The sequence below is a fragment of the Burkholderia sp. JKS000303 genome (assembly GCF_002563755.1).
Lineage (GTDB): Bacteria > Pseudomonadota > Gammaproteobacteria > Burkholderiales > Burkholderiaceae > Burkholderia > Burkholderia anthina_B.
This window is the reverse complement of the sequence record NZ_PDBZ01000003.1, coordinates 1,036,008-1,061,064: the sequence shown is the minus strand read 5'-3', so window position 1 is coordinate 1,061,064 and position 25,057 is coordinate 1,036,008. Positions and strand designations below refer to the sequence as shown.

The following is a 25,057-nucleotide window of genomic DNA, read 5'->3' as shown; positions in this document are numbered from 1 at the left end:
CGTGCTCATTCGGGCTGCGGCGGCAGGTATTCCATCTGCGACTCGTCGTACAGCCGGTAGATCAGCGCCTGTATCGCGCGAATGTCCTCCGACTCGTCGAGCATCCGCATGCTCATGATGATCGGCGACACGAGGTTCGGGTCGTCGAGCGGCTTGTAGCTAATGTCGTCGCGCTTCAGGCCGTACACGCTGTGCGGCACGACCGATACGCCCTCGCCCATCGCGACGAGTCCGAGCGCGATCTGCAGTTCGCGCGTCTCGTAAATACGCCGCGGCTGCAGCGCGCGATCGTGGAATGCCGCGAGCACCTGGTCCGCATAGCTCGGGCGCGGCGCCTTCGGAAAGATGATCAGCGTGTCGTGCACGAGATCGTGCAGCGACAGCACCGACTTCGCGCCGTCCAGCGGATGGCCGACCGGCAGCGCGACGATCATCCGCTCCTCGCGCAGCACGACGCGCCGCACGCTCGGATCCTCGTGGCGGATCCGCCCGAACCCGACGTCGATGCGCCCTTCCTTCAGCGCCTTGATCTGGTCCATCGTCGACATCTCGTGCAGGCTCAGCTCGACGGCCGGATACTCGCTGCGAAAGCGCCGGATGATCTTCGGCAGCATCCCGTACAGCGTCGAGCCGACGAAGCCGACCGACATGCTGCGCTCGATCTTGCCGACCCGCTTCGTCATCGATTCGAGTTCGGTCGTCTGCGCGAGCAGCTGCACCGCGTGCGAATAGAAAAAGCGCCCGGCGTCGGTCAGCTTCAGCGGCCGCGCGTTGCGCTCGAACAGCGGCACGCCGAGCGCCTCCTCGAGCTGCTGGATCTGCCGGCTCAGCGGCGGTTGCGCGATGTGCAGCCGCTCGGCCGCCCGCGTGAAATTCCGCTCCTCGGCAACCGCGACGAAGTAGCGGAGGTGTCTCAACTCCATGTTCGATCCCTCCCGGACAGGCACCGGACCTTCATCCGGCCGCGCGCGGGCCACGCGCGCGCCGTTCGTCCCGTGATGGCCTGCCCCGCTCCCGTGACGATACCTCAGCCGGCGCCGATACCGGTTCGAGCCGCGTCGCGCAAAACAAAACGGGAAGCCGCGCGGCTTCCCGTTTCTTCATCGACGCTGCGCGGCGGCATCGGCGCAACCGCGCGTCACGCCTCGGTCGCGTACAGCGCGTCGCGCTGCGCGTCGCTCAGCGAATCGAGCGGCACGTCCGGCAGCCGATAGCAGATCATCGCGCCGTACAGCTCGGCCAGGCAGTTGCTGCCGGCGTCCAGCGCATAGCCGTCCTCGCCGTCCGGGGCGGGCGGATACACGTCGCGCCACGCGTTGATCGCGGCTTCGATTCGCACGATGGAAACGGGTCCGGCCTTCCGCTCGGCGGGTGATGCGCTCATGGATTCCTCTGGGTTGCGCGCTCCGCGGGCCGTGCCGGCCCCGACGAAACGATGAAAACGCCGGGCGCCGCCGGCCGTCGCGGGCTGCGCGCACGCCGGATGCCGATCCGCGCCGCGCTCGTCGCGCCGGCCGGGCCGCAGCCCGGTAGGGTCGGGAAATATAACCGGCTTTGACCCCGTGCAGGCGAAAGCCGACAAAAAAAACGGGAAGCCCGCAGGCTTCCCGTTTCGTCGGATATCGCGCGGCGGCGTGCCGCGCCCGCATCAGCCGGCGGTTTCGCGGTTCGTCACGCGCTGGGCTTGCGCGCCGCGATTCTCGGCCACCCACGGCGCGATCTCCATGTCCTCGTAGGGCACGAAACGGCTCTTGTTCATGAACCGGTAGCCGAGCCACACGACGAGGAACAGCGGAATGCCGACGTAGGTCGCGACCACGCCGGCCCAGTCGATCCGGTTCGCGAGGAACGCCTGATAGTCCTGCCCCAGCGCGATCACGAGACACAGCACGAACGCGAACAGCGGGCCGAACGGGAACCACTTCGACTGGTACGGCAACTGGTCAACCGAGTAGCCCTGCTTCACGTAACCCTTGCGGAACCGGTAATGGCTGATCGCGATGCCGAGCCACGCGATGAAGCCCGTCATCCCCGACGTGTTCAGCAGCCACAGGTACACCGTCTTGTCGCCGTACAGCGACGTGAAGAAGCACAGCGCGCCGACCGCCGTCGTCGCGTACAGCGCATTGCGCGGCACGCCGCCCGGCGACAGTTTGGCGAACAGCTTCGGCGCACGGCCTTCGGTCGCGAGGTTGTAGAGCATCCGTGTCGACGCGTACATGCCCGAGTTGCCGGCCGACAGCACGGCCGTCAGGATCACCGCGTTCATCACGCCGGCCGCGAATGCGAGGCCTGCGTGGCGGAACACGAGCGTAAACGGGCTCACGCCGATGTCGGTCACGTCGCTCTTCAGCAGGTTCGGGTCGGTGTACGGAATCAGCACGCCGATCACGAAGATCGCGAGCACGTAGAACAGCAGGATCCGCCAGAACACCTGGCGCACCGCGCGCGGGATCGTCGTGCGCGGGTTTTCCGATTCGCCGGCCGCGACGCCGATCAGTTCCGTGCCCTGAAACGAGAAGCCCGCGATCATCGCGACGCCCATCAGCGCCGGCAGGCCGCCCGCGAACGGCGCGTCGCCGATCGTCAGGTTGCCCCAGCCGTTGCTGGGCGCACCCTTCAGAATGCCGAAGATCATCAGCAGGCCGACGCCGATGAACGCGACCACGGTGACGACCTTGATCAGCGCGAACCAGTATTCAGCCTCGCCGAAGCCGCGCACGGTCAGCGCGTTGAGCAGGAACATCACGCCGAGGAACGCGGCGCTCCACCAGACGCCCGGCACGTCCGGGAACCAGTAGTGCATCACGAGCTGCGCGGCGACGAGCTCGACCGCGATCGTCACGGCCCAGTTGTACCAGTAGTTCCAGCCGAGCGCGAAGCCGAAGCCTTCGTCGACGTATTTCGCGCCGTAGGTCGCGAACGAGCCCGAGACCGGCATGAACGCGGCCATTTCGCCGAGGCTCGTCATCAGGAAATAGACCATCAGGCCGATCAGCATGTACGCGACCATCGCGCCGCCGGGGCCGGCCTGCGAGATCGACGCGCCGGACGCGACGAACAGGCCGGTGCCGATCGAGCCGCCGATGGCGATCATCGTCAGGTGGCGCGCCTTCAGCGCGCGATGAAGCTTGGGTGGGTTCGCGGACGAACCGGGTGGGTCGGAATTCGGGATTGCGGACATAAACGAGACGAACGTTGAGCGGGCCGGCATCCGGGGCCGGCGCGTGCGGGATCGGGGCGCGGTGCGCCACCTGCCGTGCATTCGATGCGGCCCCGATACGCGTTGCGCGCCGGGCGCCTGCGGCGAAGCGCGGATTCTACCTGATTCGTCATGGGGACAGCTCGGTCCGAACGCACCGCCGCCCGCACGCAGACGCCGCAGAATCAACGAGTTGGCTGCGGCCGGCCCCGCCGCATCGAGCGCCGCCGCCGGTCAGGTCGAAAGGCCGTGGCCGCCGAGGCGGTTATCCGGCACGCCGAATCGCGCAATGCGCGAGAAGCGCGAAACAAATGTCCGCTCGTCGTTAAAACGACAAACCGATAGACGCGCGCGCCATTATTCAGACAAAACGCCGATACGGGTAATTGATTCAAATTAAACCGGATCCGCGCGATGCGGTAATGATGCGTAACGGATCTCCATCGCCACTCGGGCACGCATGTTTTACATCTGCCGGCCGAATCCGGAAATTCGCGAGATAATGCGGGTTAATGCGAAATAATCAGCGCGCGGAGCCGTCCACGACGCAAATATCCGCCGCCACGCCCTTCCCGAGGATGAAGTCACACCCGCTGCTCGCCGCGCTGCGCCGCCATACCGCGTCGGCCGTCGCACGCATTTTGTCGCCTCGCGGCGTACTGGTCGCGGGCATCGTGCTGCTGATGTTCAGCTGGGGGCTTTCTGCGTCGCTTTTAATCGAGGCGCGCCGCGACGCATATGACCATGCGGTTGAAAATGCGCGCAACCTGATGCTGCTGATCGAGCGCGATATTTCCCGCAATATCGAACTCTACGATCTGTCACTGCAAAACGTCGTCGATGGCCTCGCCGATCCGGAATTGATGACCTTGCCGCCGCGCCAGCGTCACCGGCTGCTGTTCGACCGCGCCGCCACCGGCGCGTATCTCGGCGCGATATTCGTGATGGATCCGCACGGCAATGTCGTGATCGATTCCGCCGCGTCGCCGCCGCGGCAAGGCAATTTCGCCGATCGCGACTATTTCACCGTGCATCGCAACCGGCTCGCGCCGGGCCTCTATATCAGCCGGCCGTACGCGGCGCGCTTGCGCGGCGGCGCGCTGACCATCGCGCTGAGCCGCCGGATCACGCTCGCCGACGGCCGCTTCGGCGGGATCGTCGTCGGCACGCTCAGCATCGACTACTTCCGCGCACTGCTCGACGGCCTCGCGGTCGGCGAGCACGGCAGCGCGGCGATCGTCGAGGAGAACGGCACGCTCGTGTCGCGGCTGCCGTACGACGCGCGCGTGGTCGGCCTCGACCTGCACGACGCGCCGCTCTTCATCGAATCGCAGCGCAACCGCGACGGCGTGCTGGCGGGCACCGGCGCGATCGACGGCACGCGGCGCGTCTACGTGTACAAACACCTCGCCGGCCTGCCGCTGATCGTCGACGTCGCGCCCGCCGAGGTCGACATCTACGCGTCGTGGCGCCATCGCGCGATCTGGACCGCCGTGCTGATGGGCCTGTTTACCGCCTTCATCGCGGGGGGCTCGCTCGCGCTGTCGCGCGAGCTCAAGCGCCGGCAGATCGCCGAAGCGAAGCTGTACCGGCTCGCACACACCGATTCGCTGACGGGGCTCGACAACCGCGGCACGTTCGATGCGGTGCTCGTGAAGGAAGCGCAGCGCGCGTCGCGCAGCGGCCGCCCGCTGTCCGTGCTGTTCGTCGACGTCGATCATTTCAAGGCATTCAACGACTATTACGGGCACCTCGCCGGCGACGACGTGCTGCGCCGCGTCGCGCAATCGGCGTCACGCTGCCTGCGCCGCGACAGCGACCACGTCGCGCGCTACGGCGGCGAGGAATTCGTCGTCACGCTGCCCGACACCGACGCGCGGGGCGCGGCGACCGTCGCCGAAGGGATCCGGCGCGCGATCGCCGGGATCGACATCGCGCACGTCCGCAGCCCATACGGGCACGTGACGGCCAGCATCGGCGCCGCAACCGCCGCCGGCGGGCGCGTGAATGCCGCGACGCTGCTGCGGCAGGCCGACGAGGCGCTGTACCGCGCGAAGTCCGGCGGCCGCAATCGCGTGTCGAATCCGCAACCGAGCGCGGCCGACGCGTGACGTGACGGCCGGCCGCGCCGCCGTGGACAGCCCACGCGCGTTCGGCTAGCGTTACGTCAGCTGCGCGTGCGGCGCGGCGCCGGCCCGCGCAGGCCGCCCGCGTGTATTCCGGTCACCCTGCCGGTCACCCCGCCGGCCCCCTTCGATACGTCATGACCGCCCAGCTCTCTTCCCGCTTGCCGCCCCTCCTGCGCCATGCGCTGCGTCCGCTGCTGGAGCCATACCGGCGCTACCGGCACGCGAAGCTGATCCATGCGGCGCGCGTCGCGCTCGCGATTCTCGTGTCGATCGGCTTGTCGACCGGGCTGCACGTGCCGCACGGCGAATGGTCGACGATCACCGTGCTGATCGTCGTCGGCGGGCTGCAGCATCACGGCAACATCCGCAAGAAGGCGGCCGAGCGCGCGCTCGGCACGTCGATCGGCGCGCTCGCGGGGCTCGGGCTGATCCTGCTCTACTCGTTCCTGCACGCCCCGCTCGCGATCTACCTGCTGATGGCGATCGCGTGCGGCTTCTGCGCGTATCACGCGATCGGCAAGGCTGGCTACATCGCGCTGCTGTCGGCGATCACGATGGTGATCGTCGCCGGGCACGGCGACAACGAGATCGTCGACGGCCTGTGGCGCGCGGTGAACGTGCTGACCGGCATCGCGATCGCGCTGGCGTTCTCGTTCGCGCTGCCGCTCTATGCGACCTACTCGTGGCGCTACAAGCTCGCCGACGCGCTGCGCGCGTGCGCGGCCGTGCATGCGCGGCTCGCGGGCGACCGCCACGTGAGCGACGACACGCACCTGAAGGAAATGGCCGCGCTGAGCACGCTGCTGGTGCAGCTGCGCTCGCTGATGCCGTCGGTGTCGAAGGAGTGCGAGATCTCGGTCACGCACCTCGAGGCGATCCAGCGCAGCCTGCGCCTGTGCATCGGCTATCTGGAGATCCTGTCGAGCCTGGTGCCGGCCCGCGACGACGTGACGTCCCGCGAGTACATGCGCACCGCGATGAAGGCCGTGAACCGGCGCATCCGCGACACGCTCGTCGGTGCGAGCCGCGCGCTGAAGTTCGGCACGCCGAGCCGGCTCGCGCCGCGCCGCCGGCCGGCCGATCCGCCGCACGATGCGCCGCCGCAGCTGTCCGGCTACGTGTCGATCACGGTCAAGCTGGCCGGTGAAGTGGATCAGTTGCGCGAGAAGCTGCTCGATACGGCGCAGGCGTGGAATATTTAAAATCCGGACGGTGCTGAATATCGCGCGGTGCCGGAGCAATCTTTCATTTTCATTTCAACGCCGGCAGCATGGCGTTTCGAGACGCGGCATTCGGGCATGTCGATTGATCCTGCCCTGGAAATACCGGCCGGTTCACCGGTTCGCGACGGCGCGTTTCGACCGCCATTCCATGCCGATTCGCGCCGGATTCTCCGGCGGGTTAACCGCCCGCCAGCCCTGTCGCGACAGGCCCGCCGACGTATTTACGCGAAAATCAGCCCTTGCCCCAACCTCCCGGACAGCCGATACTCGCATATTCCGCGAAATATGATCGCACCGGACTTCCATCCACGGTTATTCCCATGAGCACGATTCTCGAAAGCCTCCCGACCGGCCAGAAGGTCGGTATCGCCTTCTCCGGCGGCCTGGACACCAGCGCCGCGCTGCACTGGATGAAACTGAAGGGCGCTGTCCCGTACGCATACACGGCGAACCTCGGCCAGCCCGACGAAGACGATTACGACGCGATCCCGAAGCGTGCAATCGAATACGGCGCAGAAGGCGCCCGCCTGATCGACTGCCGCGCGCAGCTGGTTGCAGAAGGCATCGCGGCGCTGCAAAGCGGCGCATTCCACATCACGACGGCCGGCGTCACGTACTTCAACACGACGCCGATCGGCCGCGCCGTGACGGGCACGATGCTCGTCGCCGCGATGAAGGAAGACGGCGTCAACATCTGGGGCGACGGCAGCACGTACAAGGGTAACGACATCGAGCGCTTCTACCGCTACGGCCTGCTCGTGAACCCGGATCTGAAGATCTACAAGCCGTGGCTCGACCAGACGTTCATCGACGAGCTCGGCGGCCGTGCCGAAATGTCGGAATTCATGAACCAGGCCGGCTTCGCGTACAAGATGTCGGCCGAGAAGGCCTATTCGACCGACTCGAACCTGCTCGGCGCGACGCACGAAGCGAAGGATCTGGAAAGCCTCGAAAGCGGCATCAAGATCGTGAACCCGATCATGGGCGTCGCGTTCTGGCGCGACGACGTGAAGATCGCCGCCGAAGAAGTGACGGTGCGCTTCGAAGCCGGCCAGCCGGTTGCGCTGAACGGCGTCGAGTTCAAGGATCAGGTCGAGCTGCTGCTCGAAGCGAACCGCATCGGCGGCCGCCACGGCCTCGGCATGAGCGACCAGATCGAGAACCGCATCATCGAGGCGAAGAGCCGCGGCATCTATGAAGCCCCGGGCCTCGCGCTGCTGTACATCGCATACGAGCGTCTCGTCACCGGCATCCACAACGAAGACACGATCGAGCAGTACCGCGAGAACGGTCGCCGCCTCGGCCGCCTGCTGTATCAAGGCCGCTGGTTCGACCCGCAGGCGATCATGCTGCGCGAGACGGCACAACGCTGGGTCGCACGCGCGATCACCGGCGAAGTGAAGATCGAACTGCGCCGCGGCAACGACTACTCGATCCTGAGCACGAAGTCGCCGAACCTCACGTATCAGCCGGAACGCCTGTCGATGGAGAAGGTCGCATCGACGTTCTCGCCGCGCGACCGGATCGGTCAGCTGACGATGCGCAACCTCGACATCACCGATACGCGCGACAAGCTGCGCGTGTACACCCAGGTCGGCCTGCTGACGCCGGGTGAACAGTCGGCGCTGCCGCAGATCAAGGGCGACGGCGAGCAGTAAGCCGTTTCCCGAAGCCGGCGCGCGTAGCCGATACGCGCGCCGCGCCGGGCAGGCCGTATGTGCGTCGATGCATGCGCGGCCTGCCGCCCCCTCCGCTTTCCCTCGCTTTCCCCTCTTTCCCGCTCCCTGCTTCCCCCCGCTATCGCGTCGCGCGCAAACGGCGCTGCAACGTAGCCGCGATCATGGCAAGCTGCGAGTCGTTCGATTTCCGACCCGGCTCATGACTTCCCTCCTCGTCATTCACGTCAACGGCCCGATCAACAGCGGCAAGACGACGATCGGTCGCGCACTCGCCCGCGTGCTGCCCGATGCGCGCTTCATCGACGGCGACGACCACGACGCGCCCGACGACGCCCCGTTCCACGCGCAGTGGGCGATCGCGCTGGCGCGCCTCGTCAACGAGATCGCGCAGGCGCGCGAACGTCATCTGGTGATCGCCTATCCGATCGGCGAAGCGGAATTCGAGCAGTTGCGCGCGGCCTGCGACGCACGCGATGCGCGCCTGTTCGTCGCGACGCTCGCCCCGCCCGAAGCGGTCGCCGCGTCGGATCGCGGCACGCGCACGCTGACGGACTGGGAGCGGCAACGTATCGCCGAGATGTATCGGGAAGGGTATGCGGCGCGAACGTTCAGCGATTGCTTCGTCGATACGTCGAGCGCGCCGGCCGATGCGTGTGCGAAGGAGATCGCGCGCCGCCTTCAATGATGATGCTGCACGCCCGACACGACCGCTTCGCGCGCCCCCTTGCGGCTCAGCAGCAGCGTGACGATCGCCGACACCGCGAGCGTGCCGGCCACCACGTAGAGCCCCGCCGCATAGCCGCCCGTCACATGCTTGAGCCAGCCGATCGCGAACGGCCCGACGAACCCGCCGAGGTTGCCGATCGAGTTGATCATCGCGATCCCCGCGGCCGCGCCGGCGCCTGACAGGAACGCGCTCGGCATCGCCCACAGCGGCGCCTTCGCGGCGCTGATCCCGATGTTGACGACCACCAGCGCGAGCACGGTCAGCAGCGCGGTGCTTGCCTGCCCCGCGAACACGAAGCCGACGCATGCGAGCACGCACGGAATCACGACGTGCCACGTGCGCTCGCCGCGGCGGTCCGAATGGCGCGCCCACGCGATCATCGCGACGACGGCGGCGATGCTCGGGATGCCGGTCAGCAGCCCCGTCTGCCATGCGGTGAAGCCGAACTGCCTGACCATCAGCGGCGCCCACAGGCCGAGCGTATAGAGCCCCGCCGACGTGCCGAAGTAGATCAGCGCGAGCGCCAGCACGCGCGGGTCGAGCAGCGCCTGCCACGCACCGGCCGTATGCCCGGCGTGCGTGTGCCGCGCGTCGGCTTCCGACTTCAGCTTCGCGATCAGCCAGTCGCGCTCGTCCGCCTTCAGCCACGCGGCCTTCGACGGCGCATCGGTCAGGCACTTCAGCACGACGAAGCCGAGCACGACCGCCGGCAGCGCCTCGACGATGTACAGCATTTGCCAGTCGGCGAGCCCGAACATCGGCGGCATCTGCATGATCGCGCCCGACAGCGGCGAGCCGATCGCGGTCGAGATCGGCGCGGCCGCCATGAACCATGCGGCGGCCACCGCGCGTTGCTTCGCGGGGAACCACAGGCTCAGGTACAGGATGATGCCGGGGAAGAAGCCGGCCTCGGCCATGCCGAGCAGGAAGCGCAATGCGTAGAAGCTCGTCGGCCCGGTCACGAACGCGGATACCGCCGACACGATGCCCCACGTGATCATCACGCGCGCGATCCAGATGCGTGCGCCGACGCGGTGGAGAATCAGGTTGGACGGCACTTCGAACAGGAAGTAGCCGATGAAGAACAGGCCGCCGCCGAATCCGAACGCGGTCGGCGACAGGCCGATCGCCTTGTTCATCGTCATCGCCGCGAAGCCGACGTTGACGCGATCGAGAAAGCTGACGAAATAAAGCAGCATCACGAACGGAATGATGCGCCACATCAGTTTCCGCGCGACGCGGGTTTCCAGATCCGCTTGCATGTGTCTCCTCCTTCTTCGAGGTCGAGCCGCGCCCCTGTCCGCGGGTGCCCGGCCGGTGCTCCACGAGCGCTGACCGGCGCCGCGACGAAGCGCGTGCGCCGGCGCCCGGCTCGCGTCGAATGCGCGAGTCGCGGGCAGTCAATTTCCGGTGGTGGCGGGCGATCGTCGCCCGCCGCGTTGCCGTCAGGCAGCGACCGTCGCGTGCGCGACGCGTTCGCAGACGGCCGCCGTCACCTGCGCGGTCGTCGCGCGGCCGCCGAGATCGCGCGTATGCAGCGACGGGTCGGCCGTGACGGCCTCGATCGCCTGCATCACGCGCGCGGCCGCTTCCGTCTCGCCGAGATGCTCGAGCAGCATCACCACCGACCAGAACGTGCCGACCGGATTCGCGAGCCCCTTGCCCATGATGTCGAACGCGGAACCGTGGATCGGCTCGAACATCGACGGATAGCGGCGCTCGGGATCGATGTTGCCGGTCGGCGCGATGCCGAGGCTGCCGGCGAGCGCGGCGGCCAGATCGCTGAGGATGTCCGCATGCAGGTTCGTCGCGACGATCGTGTCGAGCGACGCCGGGCGGTTCACCATGCGCGCGGTCGCGGCATCGACGAGTTCCTTGTCCCACGTGACGTCGGGGAATTCCTGCGCGATCTGCTTCGCGATCTCGTCCCACATCACCATCGCGTGACGCTGCGCGTTGCTCTTCGTGATGACGGTCAGCAGCTTGCGCGGACGCGACTGCGCGAGGCGGAACGCGAAGCGCATGATGCGTTCGACGCCGGCGCGCGTGAGGATCGACACGTCGGTCGCGGCCTCGATCGGATGACCCTGGTGCACGCGGCCGCCGACGCCTGCGTATTCGCCTTCCGAATTCTCGCGCACGATCACCCAGTTCAGGTCGTCCGGGCCGCAGCGTTTCAGCGGCGCGTCGATGCCGGGCAGGATGCGCGTCGGGCGCACGTTCGCGTACTGGTCGAAGCCCTGGCAGATCTTCAGGCGCAGGCCCCACAGCGTCACGTGGTCGGGCACGTCCGGGTCGCCCGCCGAGCCGAACAGGATCGCGTCCTTGCCGCGCAGCGCGTCCAGGCCGTCGGCCGGCATCATCGCGCCATGCTGGCGGTAGTAGTCGGCGCCCCAGTCGAAATCCTCGAACTCGAACGCAAAGCGGTCGCTGCCGCGAGCCAGCGCGTCCAGCACCTGCTTGGCCGCAGGCACCACTTCCTTGCCGATGCCGTCGCCGGGAATGGTCGCGATACGGTAGGTCTTCATGCTGACATCCTCGATTGATCGTGAGCGTGAATGCACTTTACCTAACCAGAAGTGCGGTAACCGGTGCTAGACTCAAAGCATCTTTAACTTCAATTCACGAATCCAGTCATGGCGGATACCGTGCAGCCGGCCGACCTCGGCTTCTTCTCGACGCTGGCCGCGTCGGGCAGCCTGAGCGCGGCCGCGCGCGAGCTCGGGCTGACCGCGGCGGCCGTCAGCAAGCGGCTCACGCAGATGGAACGGCGCGCGGGCGTGACGCTCGTCAACCGCACGACGCGGCGCATGATGCTCACGCCCGAAGGCGACGTGTACCTCGACTACGCGCGCCGGATCCTCGATCAGATGGACGAACTGGGCGAACTGCTCGGCAGCGCGAAGCAACGGCCGAAGGGGCTGCTGCGCGTGAACGCGACGCTCGGCTTCGGGCGCGGCCATGTCGGGCCGGCGATCTCGCGCTTCGTCGCGCGTTATCCGGAGGTGTCGGTGCAGCTGCAGCTGTCGGTGATGCCGCCGCCGCTGACCGACGACGCGTTCGACGTGTGCATCCGCTTCGGCGAGCCGCCCGACACGCGCGTCGTCGCGCGGCGGCTCGCGCCGAATCGCCGGCTGCTGTGCGCGGCGCCCGCGTATCTCGCGCGGCATGGGACGCCCGGCACGCCGCACGAGCTGACGCGGCACAACTGCATCGGCATCCGTCAGGGCGACGAAGGTTACGGGATCTGGCGCCTGACGAGCGGGCGCGGCGCGGCGCGCAACGCCGAAGCCGTGCGGATCAACGGCAACCTGACGACGAACGACGGCGAGATCGCGGTGAAGTGGGCGCTCGACGGGCACGGGATCCTGATGCGCGCGGAATGGGACATCCGCGACTATCTGGCCGACGGACGCCTAGTCGCCGTGCTGCCCGACTACGAAACGCCGAGCGCCGACATCTATGCGGTGTATGCGCAGCGGCATCAGATGTCGACGCGGATTCGCGCGTTCGTCGAGTTTCTGGCGGGGGAACTGGGCGGGTGACGGATGGGGTGAACGCCACTGCACTTCGTCGAATCGGGGGCGCCGTGCGCAATCGGCCCGACTGATTCAGCCCAACGACGCGCCGGCCCGTGGAATGCCGATATTTCAGCGGAATGGGTCGAAAATCGCCGGAATATTTGCCCATCCGCCGAACGCACCGCCGACTCCCCCCGAATCGCCAGTCCACGGAGCGCACTCCCGCCGCACCGCCATCACGCCGCGGCCGCCAGCCTGCCGTCTGCGTCGGGCTCGCACGCGGCGACCGCCGCAGCCATCTGCCGCCCCGCTGCCCCGGGCACGCTCACGCCCGCCTCGTCCTGCGCCGCATCCGCGAAACGCTCCGCGGCCCAGTCGACGAACGCGCGCACGCCCGGCGACACGTGCCGGCGCTTCGCATAGACGGCCGACACCGGCACCGCGTCCGGCCGCCAGCGCGGCAACACTTCCCGCAACTGCCCCGCGTCGATCAGCGGCTGCGCGACGACGCGCGGCGGCTGGATCAAGCCGAGGCCATGCACGCCGCACGACAGGTACGCCTGCTCGTCGTCGACGCTGACGACGCTGTCGAGCCGGATCTTGCGCACCGTGCCGTCCAGCGCGAATTCGAGTTCGGCCGCGCGCTGGCCCGACGCGAACGCGCCATTGACCGCGCGATGCCCGCCGAGTGCATCGAGCGAACGCGGCACGCCGCAGCGTTCGAGATACGCGGGGCTCGCGCACGTCACGCGTTCGAGTACGCCGAGCCGGCGCGCGACCAGCGACGAATCGGGCAGCGCACCCAGCCGGATGCTGCAGTCGACCGCATCGCCGATCAGGTCGGCCGCGCGCCCGGACACGCCCAGCAGCAGCACGAGCTCGGGATGGCGCGCATGGAACGTGCCGAGCGCCGGCAGCACGATCGTGCCCGCCACCGATCCCGGCAACTCGACGCGCAACGGCCCGCTCGGATGCCGCGCGGCATTGCGCAGGCTCGCTTCGAGTTCGTCGACGTCCGCGGTGATGCGCCGGCACCGCTCGTAATACGCGTCGCCCTCTGGCGTTGCCCGCAACGCGCGGGTCGTGCGCACCAGCAACGGCATGCCGAGCGCCGCCTCGAGTTCCTGCACGGTGCGCGTCGCGGTTGCGCGCGAAATGCCGAGCGCGTGCGCCGCGCGCGTAAAGCTGTTCAGCTCGACGATGCGCGTGAAGATGCGCATCGCGCGAATCGGATTGTCCACCGGAAACTCCCGGGAAATGCGGCATGACGCGGCGCGCGCGAAGCGCGCTGCGACGCATGCCGGTCGGTGAGAAAGCCGCGCCGCCGGCGCGGCGAACGGTTCAGTCGTGCGCGGCCGCGGCCCCGGGCGCCGGCGCGGCGAGCAGTTGCCGCGCCAGCGCGAGCGCCTCGTCGCGATTCGCCGCCGCGTTCAGCGGATACCCCCAGACCTTCTCGAACGCGCCCGAAAACGCATCGAGCGCCGCGCGCCGCTGCGTATCGGGTTCGACCGCGATCATCGCTGGAATCCATTCGCGCGATCGCTCGCGATTCGCCTTGCTCCATTTCGCGAGCTGCTTGCGCATTTCGTGATCCTGCGCATCGTGATCGTCGCCGGACGGCGCATCATCGGTCAGTAAAACGAAGCGTTCCCGGCGCGCGAACAACGCATCGAGTTCGGCCAGCAAGTGCGCGGGCTCGCTCGACGGCGAACGCGCGTAACGCAACCACACCAACGGGAATTCATTCGTGACGATCTGCATGTCGACCTCCAGATGAGAATGATTCTCATGTTAGGGGTCGATGCCCGTCCCGTCATTTCTCGTGCCGGCCAACCGCTTGTTCGATCCGGCCAACCGCGCTCAGCGCTGCCGGTCGGTCAGGTATTGGGTCGGCGACTTGCCGGTCGCCTTGCGGAACATCGTCACGAAGCTGCTCGCGCTCTCGTAGCCGAGATCGATCGCGATCTGGTGCACGCGGCGGCCCGCCGTCAGCATGCGCAGCGACAGCGCGACGTGCAGCCGCCGGCGCCAGTCGCCGAGGCTCATGCCGAGCTCCTTCACGGCGAGTCGCGTGAGGCTGCGCTCGCTGACGCCGGCGCGACGTGCGAGCTCGGGCAGCGGCGACTTGTCGGCGGGATCGTCGAGCAGGTGATCGATCAGCTTGCGCAGCCGGCGGTCGGCCGGCATCGGCAGGTACAGGTCCTCCACCGGCGCGGCAACGAGTTCGTCGAGCAGCGTCGCCATCAACCGCCCCTGCGGGCCATCGACGTCGTACAGGCTCGGGAAGCTCGCGGCCTTCAGCAGCAGTTCGCGCAGCAGCGGCGACATGCCGAGCGTGCAGCAGCGCGCCGGCAGGGCGGGCGCCGCATCGGGCTCGACCAGCACCGCGTAGAACGTCGCGCCAGCCGAGCCCCGCGCCGAATGCGTGACGCCGCCCGGAATCCACACGGTGCATTGCGGCGGCGCGCTCCACACGCCGCCCTCGATCTCGCAATAGATGACGCCGCTCAGCGTGTACAGCAGTTGCGCCTGCGGATGGCTGTGCCGCTCGAGCCGCCACTCGGGCTCGACCACCGAACCGCCGAACACGACGAGCGGACGCGGCACGTGATAGACGTCGGCGTCGGCAGCGGGATCGGTAACGGCGGGCAGGTTGCGCATGAAGCGATGGTGTCGGAAGCGGCCGGACGGCGTGCCCGCGCGGCCTTGTCGTGCCTGTTCGGGCTTATTCGTGCTTATACCAGAAAGGCGCGGCCGCGCGGTTCCCGGCCGGCGTCTGCAGCCCCGCGCCGATCCGAATACAATGCCTCGATCCCCCGCCGCCGCGCCAACCTTGCCGGAGCCGCCATGTTCGACCTGACCACGCTGACCACCTTCATCGCCGTCGTCCTGGGCCTGTTCCTGATCCCCGGCCCCGCCGTGCTGCTCGTGCTGAGCCGGACCGTGCAGGGCGGGCGCAAGACCGGCATCCTGACCGGGCTCGGCGTCGCGAGCGGCGATTTCGTGCATACGCTGTTCGCGGCCGTCGGGTTGTCCGCGCTGCTGATGACGTCGGCGCTCGCGTTCAACGTCGTGAAGCTGGTGGGCGCCGCGTACCTGATCTACCTCGGCGTGCGCGCGCTGCTCGACCGGCCGTCCGATCCGTCGCTGCCGAAGGTGGCGCCCGTCACGCCGCTGAAGGCCTATCTGCAGGCGATTCCCGCCGAAGTGCTGAACCCGAAGACCGCGCTGTTCTTCCTGGCGTTCATGCCGCAGTTCGTGCATCCGGAGCGCGGCTCGTCGTTCGTGCAGTTCGCGGTGCTCGGGCTGATCTTCGTCGTGCTCAGCTCGCTCTACACGACGCTGATCGCATGCTCGATCCGCCCGCTCGGCCGCCTCGTGAAGCGGCTCGCATGGCTCACGCGCTGGCAGGGGAAGATCATCGGCACGATCTTCATCGCGCTCGGGCTGCGGGTGGCGGTGCAGCAGCGCTGACGCGAACGCGCGCATGACGTCCCGCGCCGCGCCCGCAGGCGAAGTCCTCTATACCGACCCGCGCCTCGTCGCGGTCTACGACCTGTTCAACGCGGGCGATCGCGACTTCACGTTCTACGCGTCGCGCATCGGCACTGCACGGCAACGGATTCTCGATCTCGGCTGCGGCACCGGCACCTTCGCGCGCCGGCTCGCGGCGGCCGGGCATGACGTCGTCGCAATCGATCCCGCACCGGCGATGATCGACCATGCGCGACGCCAACCCGGCGCCGACGCGGTGCGCTGGCTCGCGTGCGATCTCGACGGCCTGCCGCCGGGCGCGTCGTTCGATGCCGTCGTGATGACCGGGCACGCGTTCCAGTGCCTGCTGACCGATGCCGAAATCGACGCGACGCTGCGCGACGTGCGGCGCGTGCTGGCCGACGGCGGCCGCTTCCTGTTCGACACGCGTAATCCACGTGCCGAGCCGTGGCATGCGTGGAACCCGCAAGCGTCAGCATGCCGTGTCGCTTCGCCCGAGTTCGGCGTGGTCGAACTCCACCACGCAGTGACCGCGATCGACGGCCCGATCGTGTCGTTCGATACGGTCTACCGATTTCATCGCGACGATATGCAGGTGACGAACGCAAGCCGGCTGCGCTTCGTCGCGCAGGCCGATCTGCAGGCGCGCATCGCGGCCGCCGGCTTCTCCACGTCCGACTGGTGCGGCGACTGGCACGGCGCGCCGTTCGACGACGCGGCAAGCGCGGAGATCATCGCGATCTGCCGCGCGTGAACGGGCTGAGGCAGCGCGCTCGCGCCGCCGCCCGACTCATCCCAACGCCTGCCGCACACCGTCCCAATCGAGCCCGAACCGCGCAAGATACTTGCGCAACCGGTCCGCGTCGTTCGGCTGCCTCTTGCTCTGGCGCGACACCGCGAACAGCGTGCGCCCGGCCTCCGACAAACTCGCCGATACGCGGCACACATCCAGCACGCGTTCGAGCTGCACGCGGTCGAACAGGTCGAGTTCAACCGCACGCGCGCCGAACACCGCGGCGACGCATGCGTCCGACTCGCGCCCCTCGCCCGGCGACGACCACGTGCGCGTCAGGCGATCGACCTCCTGTTCGGCGATGTCCTCGGTAATCCGCCCGGCATCGGCAAGCGTCGCCATCCGCGTAACCGATGCGGACAGTTCGCGGAAGTTGCCGGCCCACGTCGCGCGCGGCGATGCGGCGAACGCGAGGTAGCGCCGCTTCGCTTCCACGTTGAACCGCACCTGCTCGCCCTGCTCGCGGCCGAAACGATCGAGCTCGAATTCGAGGTTCGGCTCGATGTCCTCGCGGCGCTCGGCGAGCCCCGGTAATTCGTAAGTCCACAGGTTGATCCGCGCATACAGATCCTCGCGGAACGTGCCGGCCGCCACCATCTGCCGCAGGTCGCGATGCGTGCCGGCGATCAGTTCGAAATCGCTGGTCGCCTCGACGTCCGCGCCGACCGGTAGAAAACGCTTCTCCTCGATCGCCTTCAGCAGCATCGCCTGCTCGTCGAGCCCGAGCTCGCCGATCTCGTCGAGAAACAGCAGGCCACCGTCCGCCGCGCGCAGCAGGCCCGCACGTGCGGACTGCGCGCCGGTAAACGCGCCCTTCACATGTCCGAACAGCGTGGACATCGCCGCGTCGCCGCGCAGCGTCGCGCAGTTGATCTCGATGAACGGGCCCGCGAGCCGATGGCGGCCGCGCTTCAGTTCGTACACGCGTTTCGCGAGAAACGACTTGCCGGCGCCCGTCGGGCCGACGAGCAGCATCGGCGCGCGCGAGCGCACGGCCACGCGCTCCAGTTGCTCGATCAGCCCGTTGAAGCGCGCGTTGCGCGTCGCGATGCCGGCCTTCAGGAACGACACCGTCTCGTCGCGCTCGTGCGTGAAGCGCTGCGCGATCCGGTTGTAGCGCGACAGGTCGAGATCGATCACCGACACCGTGCCCGGCCCGCTCGGCCCTTCGTCGGTCTGCTGCGGCGGCCCGGTTTGCACGAGGCGCGCGGGCAGGTAGCGCGCTTCCGCGAGCAGGAACCAGCAGATCTGCGCGACGTGCGTGCCGGTCGTGATGTGGACCAGGTAATCCTCGTGGTCGAGATCGAACGGATACGCGCGCGCGTAGTCGTGCAGCGTCGCGTAGACCTCCTCGAAATCCCACGGATCGTGGATCGTGACCGGCGTGAGCCGGACGTCGGTATGCGGCGACAGTTCCGCGAGATCGTCGCGCACCTGCTGGGCAAGGCGCGTGTAACCCGGCGGGTGCAGCAATTCGAGGCGGTCGATCGCGAGATCCGGTTGCAGGCAGAGCGACACGGTCGGCCGCCACTTGCGGTAACGGCGCGGCGCGCGGCCGCCCTGGTCGAGCACGGTGCCGAGAAAGCCGATGGCGACGGTTTTGCGCATGTTTATCTCATGGGATAAAAGCCGATCCGATTGTATCCGGATTCCGTGGTGACGCGACAGCACCGCCCGCTTCGCCCGCGGCCTCGAAATAAAAAATCATCCTTTTATTTCAATGGTTTGCCAGAATTTTCGTGCGCCACGCCATGCGTTGGCACGCTCCTCGCTAAATAGAAGGCGCCGGATGTCCCGCTGGCCCGCGAGCCAGGGTTCACCAAGCCCTGCTGGTGCGCCGCCGCCGAACCTCGTTCGTTGCGGCAGTGCATGCCGCCATGGACAGACGAAGGCAAAGGGGCGCGCGAGGCAGCTTCGTCCGGGTTCGAATCCCGGGGCGCCCACTGTTCGGTAGCTCAACAGGTAGAGCAGCCGGCGCAAGCCGGTGTGTGGCGGGTTCGAATCCCGTCCGAACGTTGTCCGCAAGGACAATCTCTGATGAAAGCAGTACCCGCCGGCGCGGGCCGACAGGCCCGCCGCGCGTCGAACCGGTTGCGGTTCCGCGTGCTCGGCCGGGCGGCCGGACGGCCCGCGCGAATGCACACGACGACGCCATGCAGGATGCGTCGCCGCGTGCTGCAGCGCCGCCAACGCGCCGCCCGCCCGATCGCGTCGCACCCCGATCCGTACGATGCGTGTCGTCCGGCGGTCATTGAAGAAAAGGACAAGAATATGTGGAAGCGTCATGTTGTGAAAAAGAACGAACGCGCGCTGCTGATGAATGAGGGCGATTTCGTGAAGGTGCTGGAACCGGGCGTGTTCACGGCCTTCGATCCGTTCAAGCGTCTGTCGGTGCAGACCGCGCGTCTCGACGCGCCGCTTGCCGACGCCGCGTTGGCCGACTACCTGCGTCACGACGCACCGGACGTGCTCGCGCGATACTTCGTCGCGATGGACCTGGCCGACGACGAAGCGGGCCTGCGCTACGAAGACGACGTGCTCGTCGAGATCCTGCCGCCGGGCACGCGCCGGCTGTACTGGCGCGGCCTGATCGCGCACCGTCTGGAGCGCGTCGATCTCGCGCAGGACAGCATGCTGCCGGCCGCGCTCGCGAAGCGCATCGCGCAACCGGCGCTGCGTGCGCGCGGCGTGGCGGGGCTGACGGGCGTGCTGCTCGCGCAGGTGCCGGCGTATCACGTCGGCGTGCTGAAGATCGACGGCAAGATCGAGCGGCTGCTGGACCCGGGCGTCACGGCGTTCTGGCGCTTCAACCGCGACGTGGCGGTCGAGCTGGTCGACCTGCGCCTGCAGCCGCTCGAAGTCGCGGGGCAGGAAATCCTGACGCGCGACAAGGTCGCGCTGCGGCTGAACCTGTCGGCGACGTGGCGCTATGCGGACGTGCTGCATGCGTTCGGCCAGCTGCAGAAGCCGCTCGAACATCTGTATCGCGAGCTGCAGTTCGCCCTGCGCGCGGCCGTCGGCACGCGTTCGCTCGATGAACTGCTGGAGGACAAGCAGGCGCTCGACGACGTCGTGATCGCGCAGGTGCGCACCCGCCTCGCGCAATCGGGCGTGGAGGTGCGCAGCGTCGGCGTGAAGGATATCGTGCTGCCGGGCGACATGAAGACGATCCTCGCGCAGGTGGTCGAAGCCGAAAAGGCCGCGCAGGCGAACGTGATCCGCCGCTGCGAGGAAACGGCGGCGACCCGCTCGCTGCTGAACACCGCGAAGGTGATGGAAGAGAACCCGACCGCGCTGCGGCTCAAGGAGCTGGAAACGCTCGAGCGCGTCGCGGAACGGATCGACCGCATCTCGGTGTTCGGCGGTCTCGATCAGGTGCTGAACGGACTCGTCAGCATCAAGGGCGCCTGATGCACGAAGCGCACGCAGCATACGAAACTGGATGAAACGGCGCGGCGCATGGCCGCCGCGCCGGACGCATGAACGAATGGTGAAACCAATGCGTAACGACGATTATCAAGTGATGGAACTGGCGAACGGCAAGCCGGTGAAGATGTGGACGCAAGGCGTCGCCGTCGAGGACGACGCGCGCACGCAATTGCGCAACACCGCGCAGATGCCGTTCATCTTCCGGCACGTCGCGGTGATGCCGGACGTGCACCTCGGCAAGGGCTCGACGATCGGCAGCGTGATCCCGACGAAGGGCGCGATCATCCCGGCGGCAGTGGGTGTCGACATCGGCTGCGGGATGATGGCCGCGCGCACGACGCTGAGCGCCGCCGATCTGCCGGACGCGCTCGGCGGGCTGCGCAGCGCGATCGAACGCGCGGTGCCGCATGGCCGCGTGCCGGGCCGCCGCGATCCGGGCGCGTGGGGCGATCGCACGCCGGCCGCCGTGACGGATGCCTGGAAGTCGCTGCTGCCGGGCTTTCAGCGGATCGTCGACAAGTATCCGAAGCTGGAGAAGACAAACCACTACGCGCATCTGGGCACGCTCGGCACCGGCAACCACTTCATCGAAGTGTGCATCGACGAAGCCGATCGCGTGTGGTTCATGCTGCACAGCGGCTCGCGCGGCGTCGGCAACGCGATCGGCAGCCTGTTCATCGAGCTCGCGCAGGCCGACATGCGACAGCACATCGCGAACCTGCCGGATCGCAACCTCGCGTATTTCAACGAGGGCAGCCGGCACTTCGACGATTACGTCGAAGCGGTCGGCTGGGCGCAGGACTACGCGCGCCGCAACCGGCAGGCGATGATGGATGCGGTGATCGGCGCGGCGCGCCATGCGATCGCCAAGCCGTTCGGGGTCGACGAACACGCGGTGAACTGCCACCACAACTACGTGCAGCGCGAACGCCACTTCGGCGAGGACGTGCTCGTGACCCGCAAGGGCGCGGTGTCCGCGCAAAAGGGGCAACTCGGGATCATTCCGGGCTCGATGGGCGCGAAGAGCTTCATCGTGCGCGGGCTCGGCAATCCGGAGAGCTTCTGTTCGTGCAGCCACGGCGCCGGCCGCGCGATGAGCCGGACCGAAGCGAAGCGCCGCTTCACGGTCGACGACCAGGTGAACGCGACGCGAGGCGTCGAATGCCGGAAGGACGCGGGCGTCGTCGACGAAATCCCGATGGCCTACAAGGACATCGACGCGGTAATGGCGGCGCAGCGCAGCCTCGTCGAAGTGGTGCACACGCTGCGTCAGGTGGTGTGCGTGAAAGGGTAGCGGGTGCGGCGTGTGCACCCCTTCACCAACGAACGGCGCGATGCTTGCAGGCATCGCGCCGTTTCTCTTTGCACGCGCGTTCAATCGCCATCGCACGGTTCACTGCCGCAGCAGCGGTATACTCGATGCTGTCCGGCCGCGCTCGATCCGCATCGCGCGCTTACGATGCGCTTGCAACCGGACGTCCGCCCTACTCCCCGTCATCACCGATACGAACCGTCATGTTTCGTCATCTCCCGCTTGCTGTCGCTGTCATCCTGCTCACCGCGTCGCTGTCCGCTGCCGCACGCGACCCCGCGCAACATCCGGTCGCGCGCGATTTCAAGAACTGGTCGGTCGTCTGCGACAACGCGAATGGCTGCGTCGCCGAGGGCGGCAACGACGACATCGACGACACCCGCACCAGCATGATCGTGCGGCTCACGCGCGACGCCGGCCCCGATGCGCAGCCGTCGCTGGAGATCTTCGCGTCGGCGCCGCTCGATCTGCGCACCGCGCGCGCGGACGGTCAACCGTTCGACGCCGTGCAGGCCGAGTGGCATGCGGTCGCCAAAACAGGCGACGAAGACGACGACGTCTATCCGTTCCATATCCGCACCAGCGATCCGACGACGGTCGACGCATGGCTGACGATGTCGCACAACGCACAGGTGCTCAGTTTCGGCGACCCCGCCGACACGCAGACGCCGCGTGTTTCGCTCTCGGGGCTCAATGCCGCGCTGCTGCTGATCGACGACACGCAGGGCCGCATCGGCACGGTCACCGCGCTGCTGCGCAAGGGCGCCAAACCCGCATCGGCGGTGCCCGCCGCGCCGACGCTGCCGCCCGCGCCCGTTCCGGCGCCGCGCGTGGCCGATCTCACGCCCGCCGAACAGCGCCCGCTCGTCGACGCGGTGTTCGACAAGTTCGGCGGCAGCGTGAAGCGTTGCGCGGCCGATGCCGGCGACGAAATGTCGACGCAGGCGCGCCGCAAGAACGCATCGGCCATCGCGATCTCGGCCACCGATGCAATCGTGTCGATCCCGTGCCAGACGAGCAGCGCGTACAACCATACGGACCTGTGGTATCGCGTGCATCGCAGCGCACCGTATGCACCGGCGCCGATGGACTTCGGCGAACACGCGAGTGCGGGGCTCGACCCGGCGTCGTTCGCGAACCAGCTGACCGAAGCGGGCTACGATTCCGCGCATGCGATGCTGTCGAGCCTCGATCGCGTGCGCAGCGCCGGCGATTGCGGGTCGAGCGCGTCGTGGGTGTTCGACGGCAAGCGCTTCGTGCTGAGCGACGTCGCGATGCACGGCGCGTGCAACGGGCTGTTCCAGGATCAGTGGCCGCGGCTGTATCGGACGGCCGGTTCGACCGACAACCCGCGCTGATGCACCGGCGTCGGCTCGCTCACGCGCCGACGATCGAGATCGAGAACCCGTCCCAGCCCTTGAGCCCGACCGTCTGCACGGCGGTCGTCGTGACGTTCGGCGCCGCGACGAGCCGTGCGAACCCGTCGCGCACACCCACGACGTCCGGCTCGTGATTGCCCTGATCGGCAACGCGCCCGCCCCGCACGACGTTGTCGACGACGATCACCGTGCCCGGCCGCGACAGCTTCAGCGCGGCGTCCAGGTAAACGGCGTTGTTGTCCTTGTCCGCGTCGATGAAGATGAAGTCGAACGGTGCCACGCCCGCATCGACGAGCCGAGCGAGGCTGTCCTTCGCGCTGCCGACGATCACCGACACGACGCTCGCGAACCCGGCGTGCGCGATGTTCTGCGTCGCGACCTTCGCATGGTCGGGATTCAGCTCGAGCGTGACGAGCTGCCCGCCCGGCGGCAACGCGCGCGCGAGCCAGATCGTGCTGTAGCCGCCGAGCGTGCCGACCTCGAGGATGCGCCGCGCGCCGCGGATCGTCGCGAGCAGCTGCAGCAGCTTGCCCTGGTTCGGCGCGACGTTGATCGCGGGCAGCCCGGCCGCGTCGCTCGCCGCGAGCGCGGCGTCGAGCGCGTCGTCGGACGGCACGAGCGTCGCCGAAAAATACGCATCCACCGTGTTCCACCGATCCTGATCCATCGCGCACCCTCTGCCTGTTGTTCGTGGAAAAGGCATTTTATGCGTCGCCAACCCATAAGCAACAAACCATTCGTTCTAAGAGCAGCGGCGCGCGTGCTCCTATAATCGCTCGACGATCACAACAACAGACGGAGCACCCATGACCGATCAGGCCTCTTCGAACTGGCGCCTCGAAACCATCGCCGTGCACGGCGGCTATCGCCCCGACCCGACCACGCGCGCGGTGGCGGTGCCGATCTACCAGACCGTTGCGTACGCATTCGACGACACCCAGCACGGCGCGGACCTGTTCGACCTGAAGGTCCAGGGCAACATCTACACGCGGATCATGAACCCGACGACGGACGTGCTCGAGCAGCGGATCGCCGCGCTCGAGGGCGGCATCGGCGCGCTCGCGCTCGCGTCGGGCCAGTCGGCCGTCACGTATGCGATCCAGACGATCGCGGAAGCGGGCGACAACATCGTGTCGGCAAGCTCGCTGTACGGCGGCACCTACAACCTGTTCGCGCACACGCTGCCGCAATACGGGATCACGACACGCTTCGGCGATCCGCGCGACCCCGCGTCGTTCGAGCCGCTGATCGACGCACGCACGAAGGCGATCTTCGCGGAATCGGTCGGCAACCCGCTCGGCAACGTGACCGACATCGCCGCGCTCGCCGACATCGCGCATCGCCACGGGATCCCGCTGATCGTCGACAACACGGTGCCGTCGCCGTACCTGCTGCGCCCGTTCGAGCACGGCGCGGACATCGTCGTGCACTCGCTGACGAAATATCTCGGCGGCCACGGCACGAGCCTCGGCGGCGCGATCGTCGATTCGGGCAAGTTCCCGTGGGCGCAGCACGCTGACCGCTTCAAGCGGCTCAACGAGCCGGACGTCAGCTATCACGGCGTCGTCTACACCGAAGCGTTCGGGCCGGCCGCATATATCGGCCGCGCACGCGTGGTGCCGCTGCGCAACATGGGCGCGGCGATCTCGCCGTTCAACGCGTTCCAGATCCTGCAGGGCATCGAGACGCTCGCGCTGCGCGTCGAACGCATTACCGACAACGCGCTGAGGATCGCGCAGCATCTCGCGCGCCATGAAAACGTCGAGTGGGTGAACTACGCGGGGCTGCCCGATCATCCGGACCATCCGCTCGTCGCGCGCTACCTGTCGGGCCGCGCGCCGGGCATCCTGACGTTCGGCGTGAAGGGCGGCCGCGACGGCGGCGCGAAGTTCCAGGACGCGCTGAAGCTGTTCACGCGGCTCGTGAACATCGGCGACACGAAATCGCTCGCGACGCACCCGGCATCGACGACGCACCGGCAGTTGTCGCCGGCCGAACTCGCGAAGGCCGGCGTGAAGGAGGAAACGGTGCGGCTGTCGATCGGCATCGAGCATATCGACGACCTGCTCGCCGATCTCGACCAGGCGCTCGCGCAGGTGTGACCCGAAGCGGGCGGGCGCCGCCGCCCGGCTGCGCCCCGCATCGAACGGCGGCATTCCCTCCGATGC

At 67.9% G+C, this 25,057-nt stretch carries 21 protein-coding genes and 1 tRNA gene; 12 read left to right on the top strand and 10 right to left on the bottom strand.

What is annotated here, in order from left to right:
* Positions 1 to 5: 5 nt before the first annotated feature.
* The 3 genes from BX604_RS32745 to BX604_RS32735 form a co-directional block, all read right to left on the bottom strand.
* Positions 6 to 923, bottom strand: a complete 918-nt coding sequence (locus BX604_RS32745; protein ID WP_098554922.1) for a LysR family transcriptional regulator — start codon at positions 921 to 923, stop codon at positions 6 to 8.
* A 215-nt stretch (positions 924 to 1,138) separates the two neighbouring features.
* A complete protein-coding gene (locus BX604_RS32740) occupies positions 1,139 to 1,384 on the bottom strand; it encodes a DUF3717 domain-containing protein (protein WP_098554921.1) in 246 nt (81 codons plus the stop codon).
* Positions 1,385 to 1,648: 264 nt separating this feature from the next.
* On the bottom strand, positions 1,649 to 3,184 hold the full coding sequence (locus BX604_RS32735; protein WP_098554920.1) for an amino acid permease: 1,536 nt from the start codon (positions 3,182 to 3,184) through the stop codon (positions 1,649 to 1,651).
* A 596-nt stretch (positions 3,185 to 3,780) separates the two neighbouring features.
* Between BX604_RS32735 and BX604_RS32730 the strand changes: the two genes are divergently transcribed.
* The 4 genes from BX604_RS32730 to BX604_RS32715 all read left to right on the top strand — a co-directional run bounded on the left by BX604_RS32730 (position 3,781) and on the right by BX604_RS32715 (position 8,918).
* On the top strand, positions 3,781 to 5,313 hold the full coding sequence (locus BX604_RS32730) for a sensor domain-containing diguanylate cyclase (RefSeq protein WP_098554919.1): 1,533 nt from the start codon (positions 3,781 to 3,783) through the stop codon (positions 5,311 to 5,313).
* Positions 5,314 to 5,465: 152 nt separating this feature from the next.
* Positions 5,466 to 6,533 (top strand): FUSC family protein, encoded by a 1,068-nt coding sequence (locus BX604_RS32725; protein ID WP_098554918.1) that lies wholly within the window; start codon positions 5,466 to 5,468, stop codon positions 6,531 to 6,533.
* Between the two features lie 341 nt (positions 6,534 to 6,874).
* Positions 6,875 to 8,212: an argininosuccinate synthase gene (argG, locus tag BX604_RS32720; protein WP_096505684.1), complete on the top strand. Its 1,338-nt coding sequence runs from the start codon at positions 6,875 to 6,877 to the stop codon at positions 8,210 to 8,212.
* A gap of 220 nt (positions 8,213 to 8,432) precedes the next feature.
* Entirely contained in the window at positions 8,433 to 8,918 is a 486-nt protein-coding gene (locus BX604_RS32715) for a shikimate kinase (RefSeq protein ID WP_098554917.1), read from the top strand.
* Here BX604_RS32715 and BX604_RS32710 read toward each other — a convergent pair.
* Both BX604_RS32710 and BX604_RS32705 read right to left on the bottom strand, forming a co-directional pair.
* Positions 8,912 to 10,222 (bottom strand): MFS transporter, encoded by a 1,311-nt coding sequence (locus BX604_RS32710; protein ID WP_098554916.1) that lies wholly within the window; start codon positions 10,220 to 10,222, stop codon positions 8,912 to 8,914. The genes BX604_RS32715 and BX604_RS32710 overlap by 7 nt on opposite strands.
* Before the next feature lie 183 nt (positions 10,223 to 10,405).
* A complete protein-coding gene (locus tag BX604_RS32705; protein ID WP_098554915.1) occupies positions 10,406 to 11,488 on the bottom strand; it encodes a tartrate dehydrogenase in 1,083 nt (360 codons plus the stop codon).
* A 108-nt stretch (positions 11,489 to 11,596) separates the two neighbouring features.
* Here BX604_RS32705 and BX604_RS32700 point away from each other — a divergent pair, with 108 nt between their 5' ends.
* Complete coding sequence (locus BX604_RS32700; protein ID WP_098554914.1) at positions 11,597 to 12,505, top strand: LysR substrate-binding domain-containing protein; 909 nt, start codon at positions 11,597 to 11,599, stop codon at positions 12,503 to 12,505.
* Positions 12,506 to 12,717: 212 nt separating this feature from the next.
* On the opposite strand, the gene BX604_RS32695 is transcribed toward BX604_RS32700, so the two are convergent.
* The 3 genes from BX604_RS32695 to BX604_RS32685 form a co-directional block, all read right to left on the bottom strand.
* The gene (locus BX604_RS32695) at positions 12,718 to 13,722 is read right to left on the bottom strand and encodes a LysR family transcriptional regulator (RefSeq protein WP_098554913.1); all 1,005 of its coding nucleotides are present in this window, start codon (positions 13,720 to 13,722) and stop codon (positions 12,718 to 12,720) included.
* Between the two features lie 100 nt (positions 13,723 to 13,822).
* A complete protein-coding gene (locus BX604_RS32690) occupies positions 13,823 to 14,242 on the bottom strand; it encodes an ATP--cob(I)alamin adenosyltransferase (protein WP_098554912.1) in 420 nt (139 codons plus the stop codon).
* A 99-nt stretch (positions 14,243 to 14,341) separates the two neighbouring features.
* Positions 14,342 to 15,142, bottom strand: a complete 801-nt coding sequence (locus tag BX604_RS32685; RefSeq protein ID WP_098554911.1) for an AraC family transcriptional regulator — start codon at positions 15,140 to 15,142, stop codon at positions 14,342 to 14,344.
* 186 nt (positions 15,143 to 15,328) lie between these two features.
* Here BX604_RS32685 and BX604_RS32680 point away from each other — a divergent pair, with 186 nt between their 5' ends.
* The gene (locus BX604_RS32680; protein WP_098554910.1) at positions 15,329 to 15,955 is read left to right on the top strand and encodes a LysE family translocator; all 627 of its coding nucleotides are present in this window, start codon (positions 15,329 to 15,331) and stop codon (positions 15,953 to 15,955) included.
* A 13-nt stretch (positions 15,956 to 15,968) separates the two neighbouring features.
* Positions 15,969 to 16,730, top strand: coding sequence for a class I SAM-dependent methyltransferase (locus BX604_RS32675; RefSeq protein WP_098554909.1), 762 nt, complete (start codon positions 15,969 to 15,971; stop codon positions 16,728 to 16,730).
* Positions 16,731 to 16,766: 36 nt separating this feature from the next.
* Here the strand turns inward: BX604_RS32675 and rtcR are convergent, their stop codons facing one another.
* On the bottom strand, positions 16,767 to 18,377 hold the full coding sequence (gene rtcR / locus BX604_RS32670) for an RNA repair transcriptional activator RtcR (protein WP_098554908.1): 1,611 nt from the start codon (positions 18,375 to 18,377) through the stop codon (positions 16,767 to 16,769).
* A 336-nt stretch (positions 18,378 to 18,713) separates the two neighbouring features.
* Between rtcR and BX604_RS32665 the strand changes: the two genes are divergently transcribed.
* The 4 genes from BX604_RS32665 (at position 18,714) to BX604_RS32650 (ending at position 22,868) form a co-directional block, all read left to right on the top strand.
* A tRNA-Cys gene (locus tag BX604_RS32665) sits at positions 18,714 to 18,785 on the top strand.
* A gap of 255 nt (positions 18,786 to 19,040) precedes the next feature.
* Positions 19,041 to 20,180, top strand: coding sequence for a slipin family protein (locus BX604_RS32660; protein WP_098555224.1), 1,140 nt, complete (start codon positions 19,041 to 19,043; stop codon positions 20,178 to 20,180).
* Positions 20,181 to 20,268: 88 nt separating this feature from the next.
* A complete protein-coding gene (locus BX604_RS32655; RefSeq protein WP_098554907.1) occupies positions 20,269 to 21,492 on the top strand; it encodes an RtcB family protein in 1,224 nt (407 codons plus the stop codon).
* A gap of 221 nt (positions 21,493 to 21,713) precedes the next feature.
* The gene (locus BX604_RS32650) at positions 21,714 to 22,868 is read left to right on the top strand and encodes a DUF1176 domain-containing protein (RefSeq protein ID WP_098554906.1); all 1,155 of its coding nucleotides are present in this window, start codon (positions 21,714 to 21,716) and stop codon (positions 22,866 to 22,868) included.
* Positions 22,869 to 22,887: 19 nt separating this feature from the next.
* Here BX604_RS32650 and BX604_RS32645 read toward each other — a convergent pair whose 3' ends face one another.
* Positions 22,888 to 23,556, bottom strand: coding sequence for an O-methyltransferase (locus BX604_RS32645; protein ID WP_098554905.1), 669 nt, complete (start codon positions 23,554 to 23,556; stop codon positions 22,888 to 22,890).
* Positions 23,557 to 23,695: 139 nt separating this feature from the next.
* Between BX604_RS32645 and BX604_RS32640 the strand changes: the two genes are divergently transcribed.
* On the top strand, positions 23,696 to 24,991 hold the full coding sequence (locus BX604_RS32640; protein WP_098554904.1) for an O-acetylhomoserine aminocarboxypropyltransferase/cysteine synthase family protein: 1,296 nt from the start codon (positions 23,696 to 23,698) through the stop codon (positions 24,989 to 24,991).
* Positions 24,992 to 25,057 lie beyond the last annotated feature (66 nt).

Bases quoted from the DNA above. Each gene is read 5' to 3' on its own strand.
- BX604_RS32730 (WP_098554919.1), top strand. From the start codon at position 3,781: ATGAAGTCACACCCGCTGCTCGCCGCGCTGCGCCGCCATACCGCGTCG.
- BX604_RS32650 (WP_098554906.1), top strand. From the start codon at position 21,714: ATGTTTCGTCATCTCCCGCTTGCTGTCGCTGTCATCCTGCTCACCGCG.
- BX604_RS32725 (WP_098554918.1), top strand. From the start codon at position 5,466: ATGACCGCCCAGCTCTCTTCCCGCTTGCCGCCCCTCCTGCGCCATGCG.
- argG (WP_096505684.1), top strand. From the start codon at position 6,875: ATGAGCACGATTCTCGAAAGCCTCCCGACCGGCCAGAAGGTCGGTATC.
- BX604_RS32740 (WP_098554921.1), bottom strand. From the start codon at position 1,384: ATGAGCGCATCACCCGCCGAGCGGAAGGCCGGACCCGTTTCCATCGTG.
- BX604_RS32735 (WP_098554920.1), bottom strand. From the start codon at position 3,184: ATGTCCGCAATCCCGAATTCCGACCCACCCGGTTCGTCCGCGAACCCA.
- BX604_RS32660 (WP_098555224.1), top strand. From the start codon at position 19,041: ATGTGGAAGCGTCATGTTGTGAAAAAGAACGAACGCGCGCTGCTGATG.
- BX604_RS32685 (WP_098554911.1), bottom strand. From the start codon at position 15,142: ATGCGCAACCTGCCCGCCGTTACCGATCCCGCTGCCGACGCCGACGTC.
- BX604_RS32645 (WP_098554905.1), bottom strand. From the start codon at position 23,556: ATGGATCAGGATCGGTGGAACACGGTGGATGCGTATTTTTCGGCGACG.
- BX604_RS32640 (WP_098554904.1), top strand. From the start codon at position 23,696: ATGACCGATCAGGCCTCTTCGAACTGGCGCCTCGAAACCATCGCCGTG.
- BX604_RS32705 (WP_098554915.1), bottom strand. From the start codon at position 11,488: ATGAAGACCTACCGTATCGCGACCATTCCCGGCGACGGCATCGGCAAG.
- BX604_RS32680 (WP_098554910.1), top strand. From the start codon at position 15,329: ATGTTCGACCTGACCACGCTGACCACCTTCATCGCCGTCGTCCTGGGC.
- BX604_RS32700 (WP_098554914.1), top strand. From the start codon at position 11,597: ATGGCGGATACCGTGCAGCCGGCCGACCTCGGCTTCTTCTCGACGCTG.
- BX604_RS32715 (WP_098554917.1), top strand. From the start codon at position 8,433: ATGACTTCCCTCCTCGTCATTCACGTCAACGGCCCGATCAACAGCGGC.
- BX604_RS32655 (WP_098554907.1), top strand. From the start codon at position 20,269: ATGCGTAACGACGATTATCAAGTGATGGAACTGGCGAACGGCAAGCCG.
- BX604_RS32710 (WP_098554916.1), bottom strand. From the start codon at position 10,222: ATGCAAGCGGATCTGGAAACCCGCGTCGCGCGGAAACTGATGTGGCGC.
- BX604_RS32690 (WP_098554912.1), bottom strand. From the start codon at position 14,242: ATGCAGATCGTCACGAATGAATTCCCGTTGGTGTGGTTGCGTTACGCG.
- BX604_RS32675 (WP_098554909.1), top strand. From the start codon at position 15,969: ATGACGTCCCGCGCCGCGCCCGCAGGCGAAGTCCTCTATACCGACCCG.
- BX604_RS32745 (WP_098554922.1), bottom strand. From the start codon at position 923: ATGGAGTTGAGACACCTCCGCTACTTCGTCGCGGTTGCCGAGGAGCGG.
- rtcR (WP_098554908.1), bottom strand. From the start codon at position 18,377: ATGCGCAAAACCGTCGCCATCGGCTTTCTCGGCACCGTGCTCGACCAG.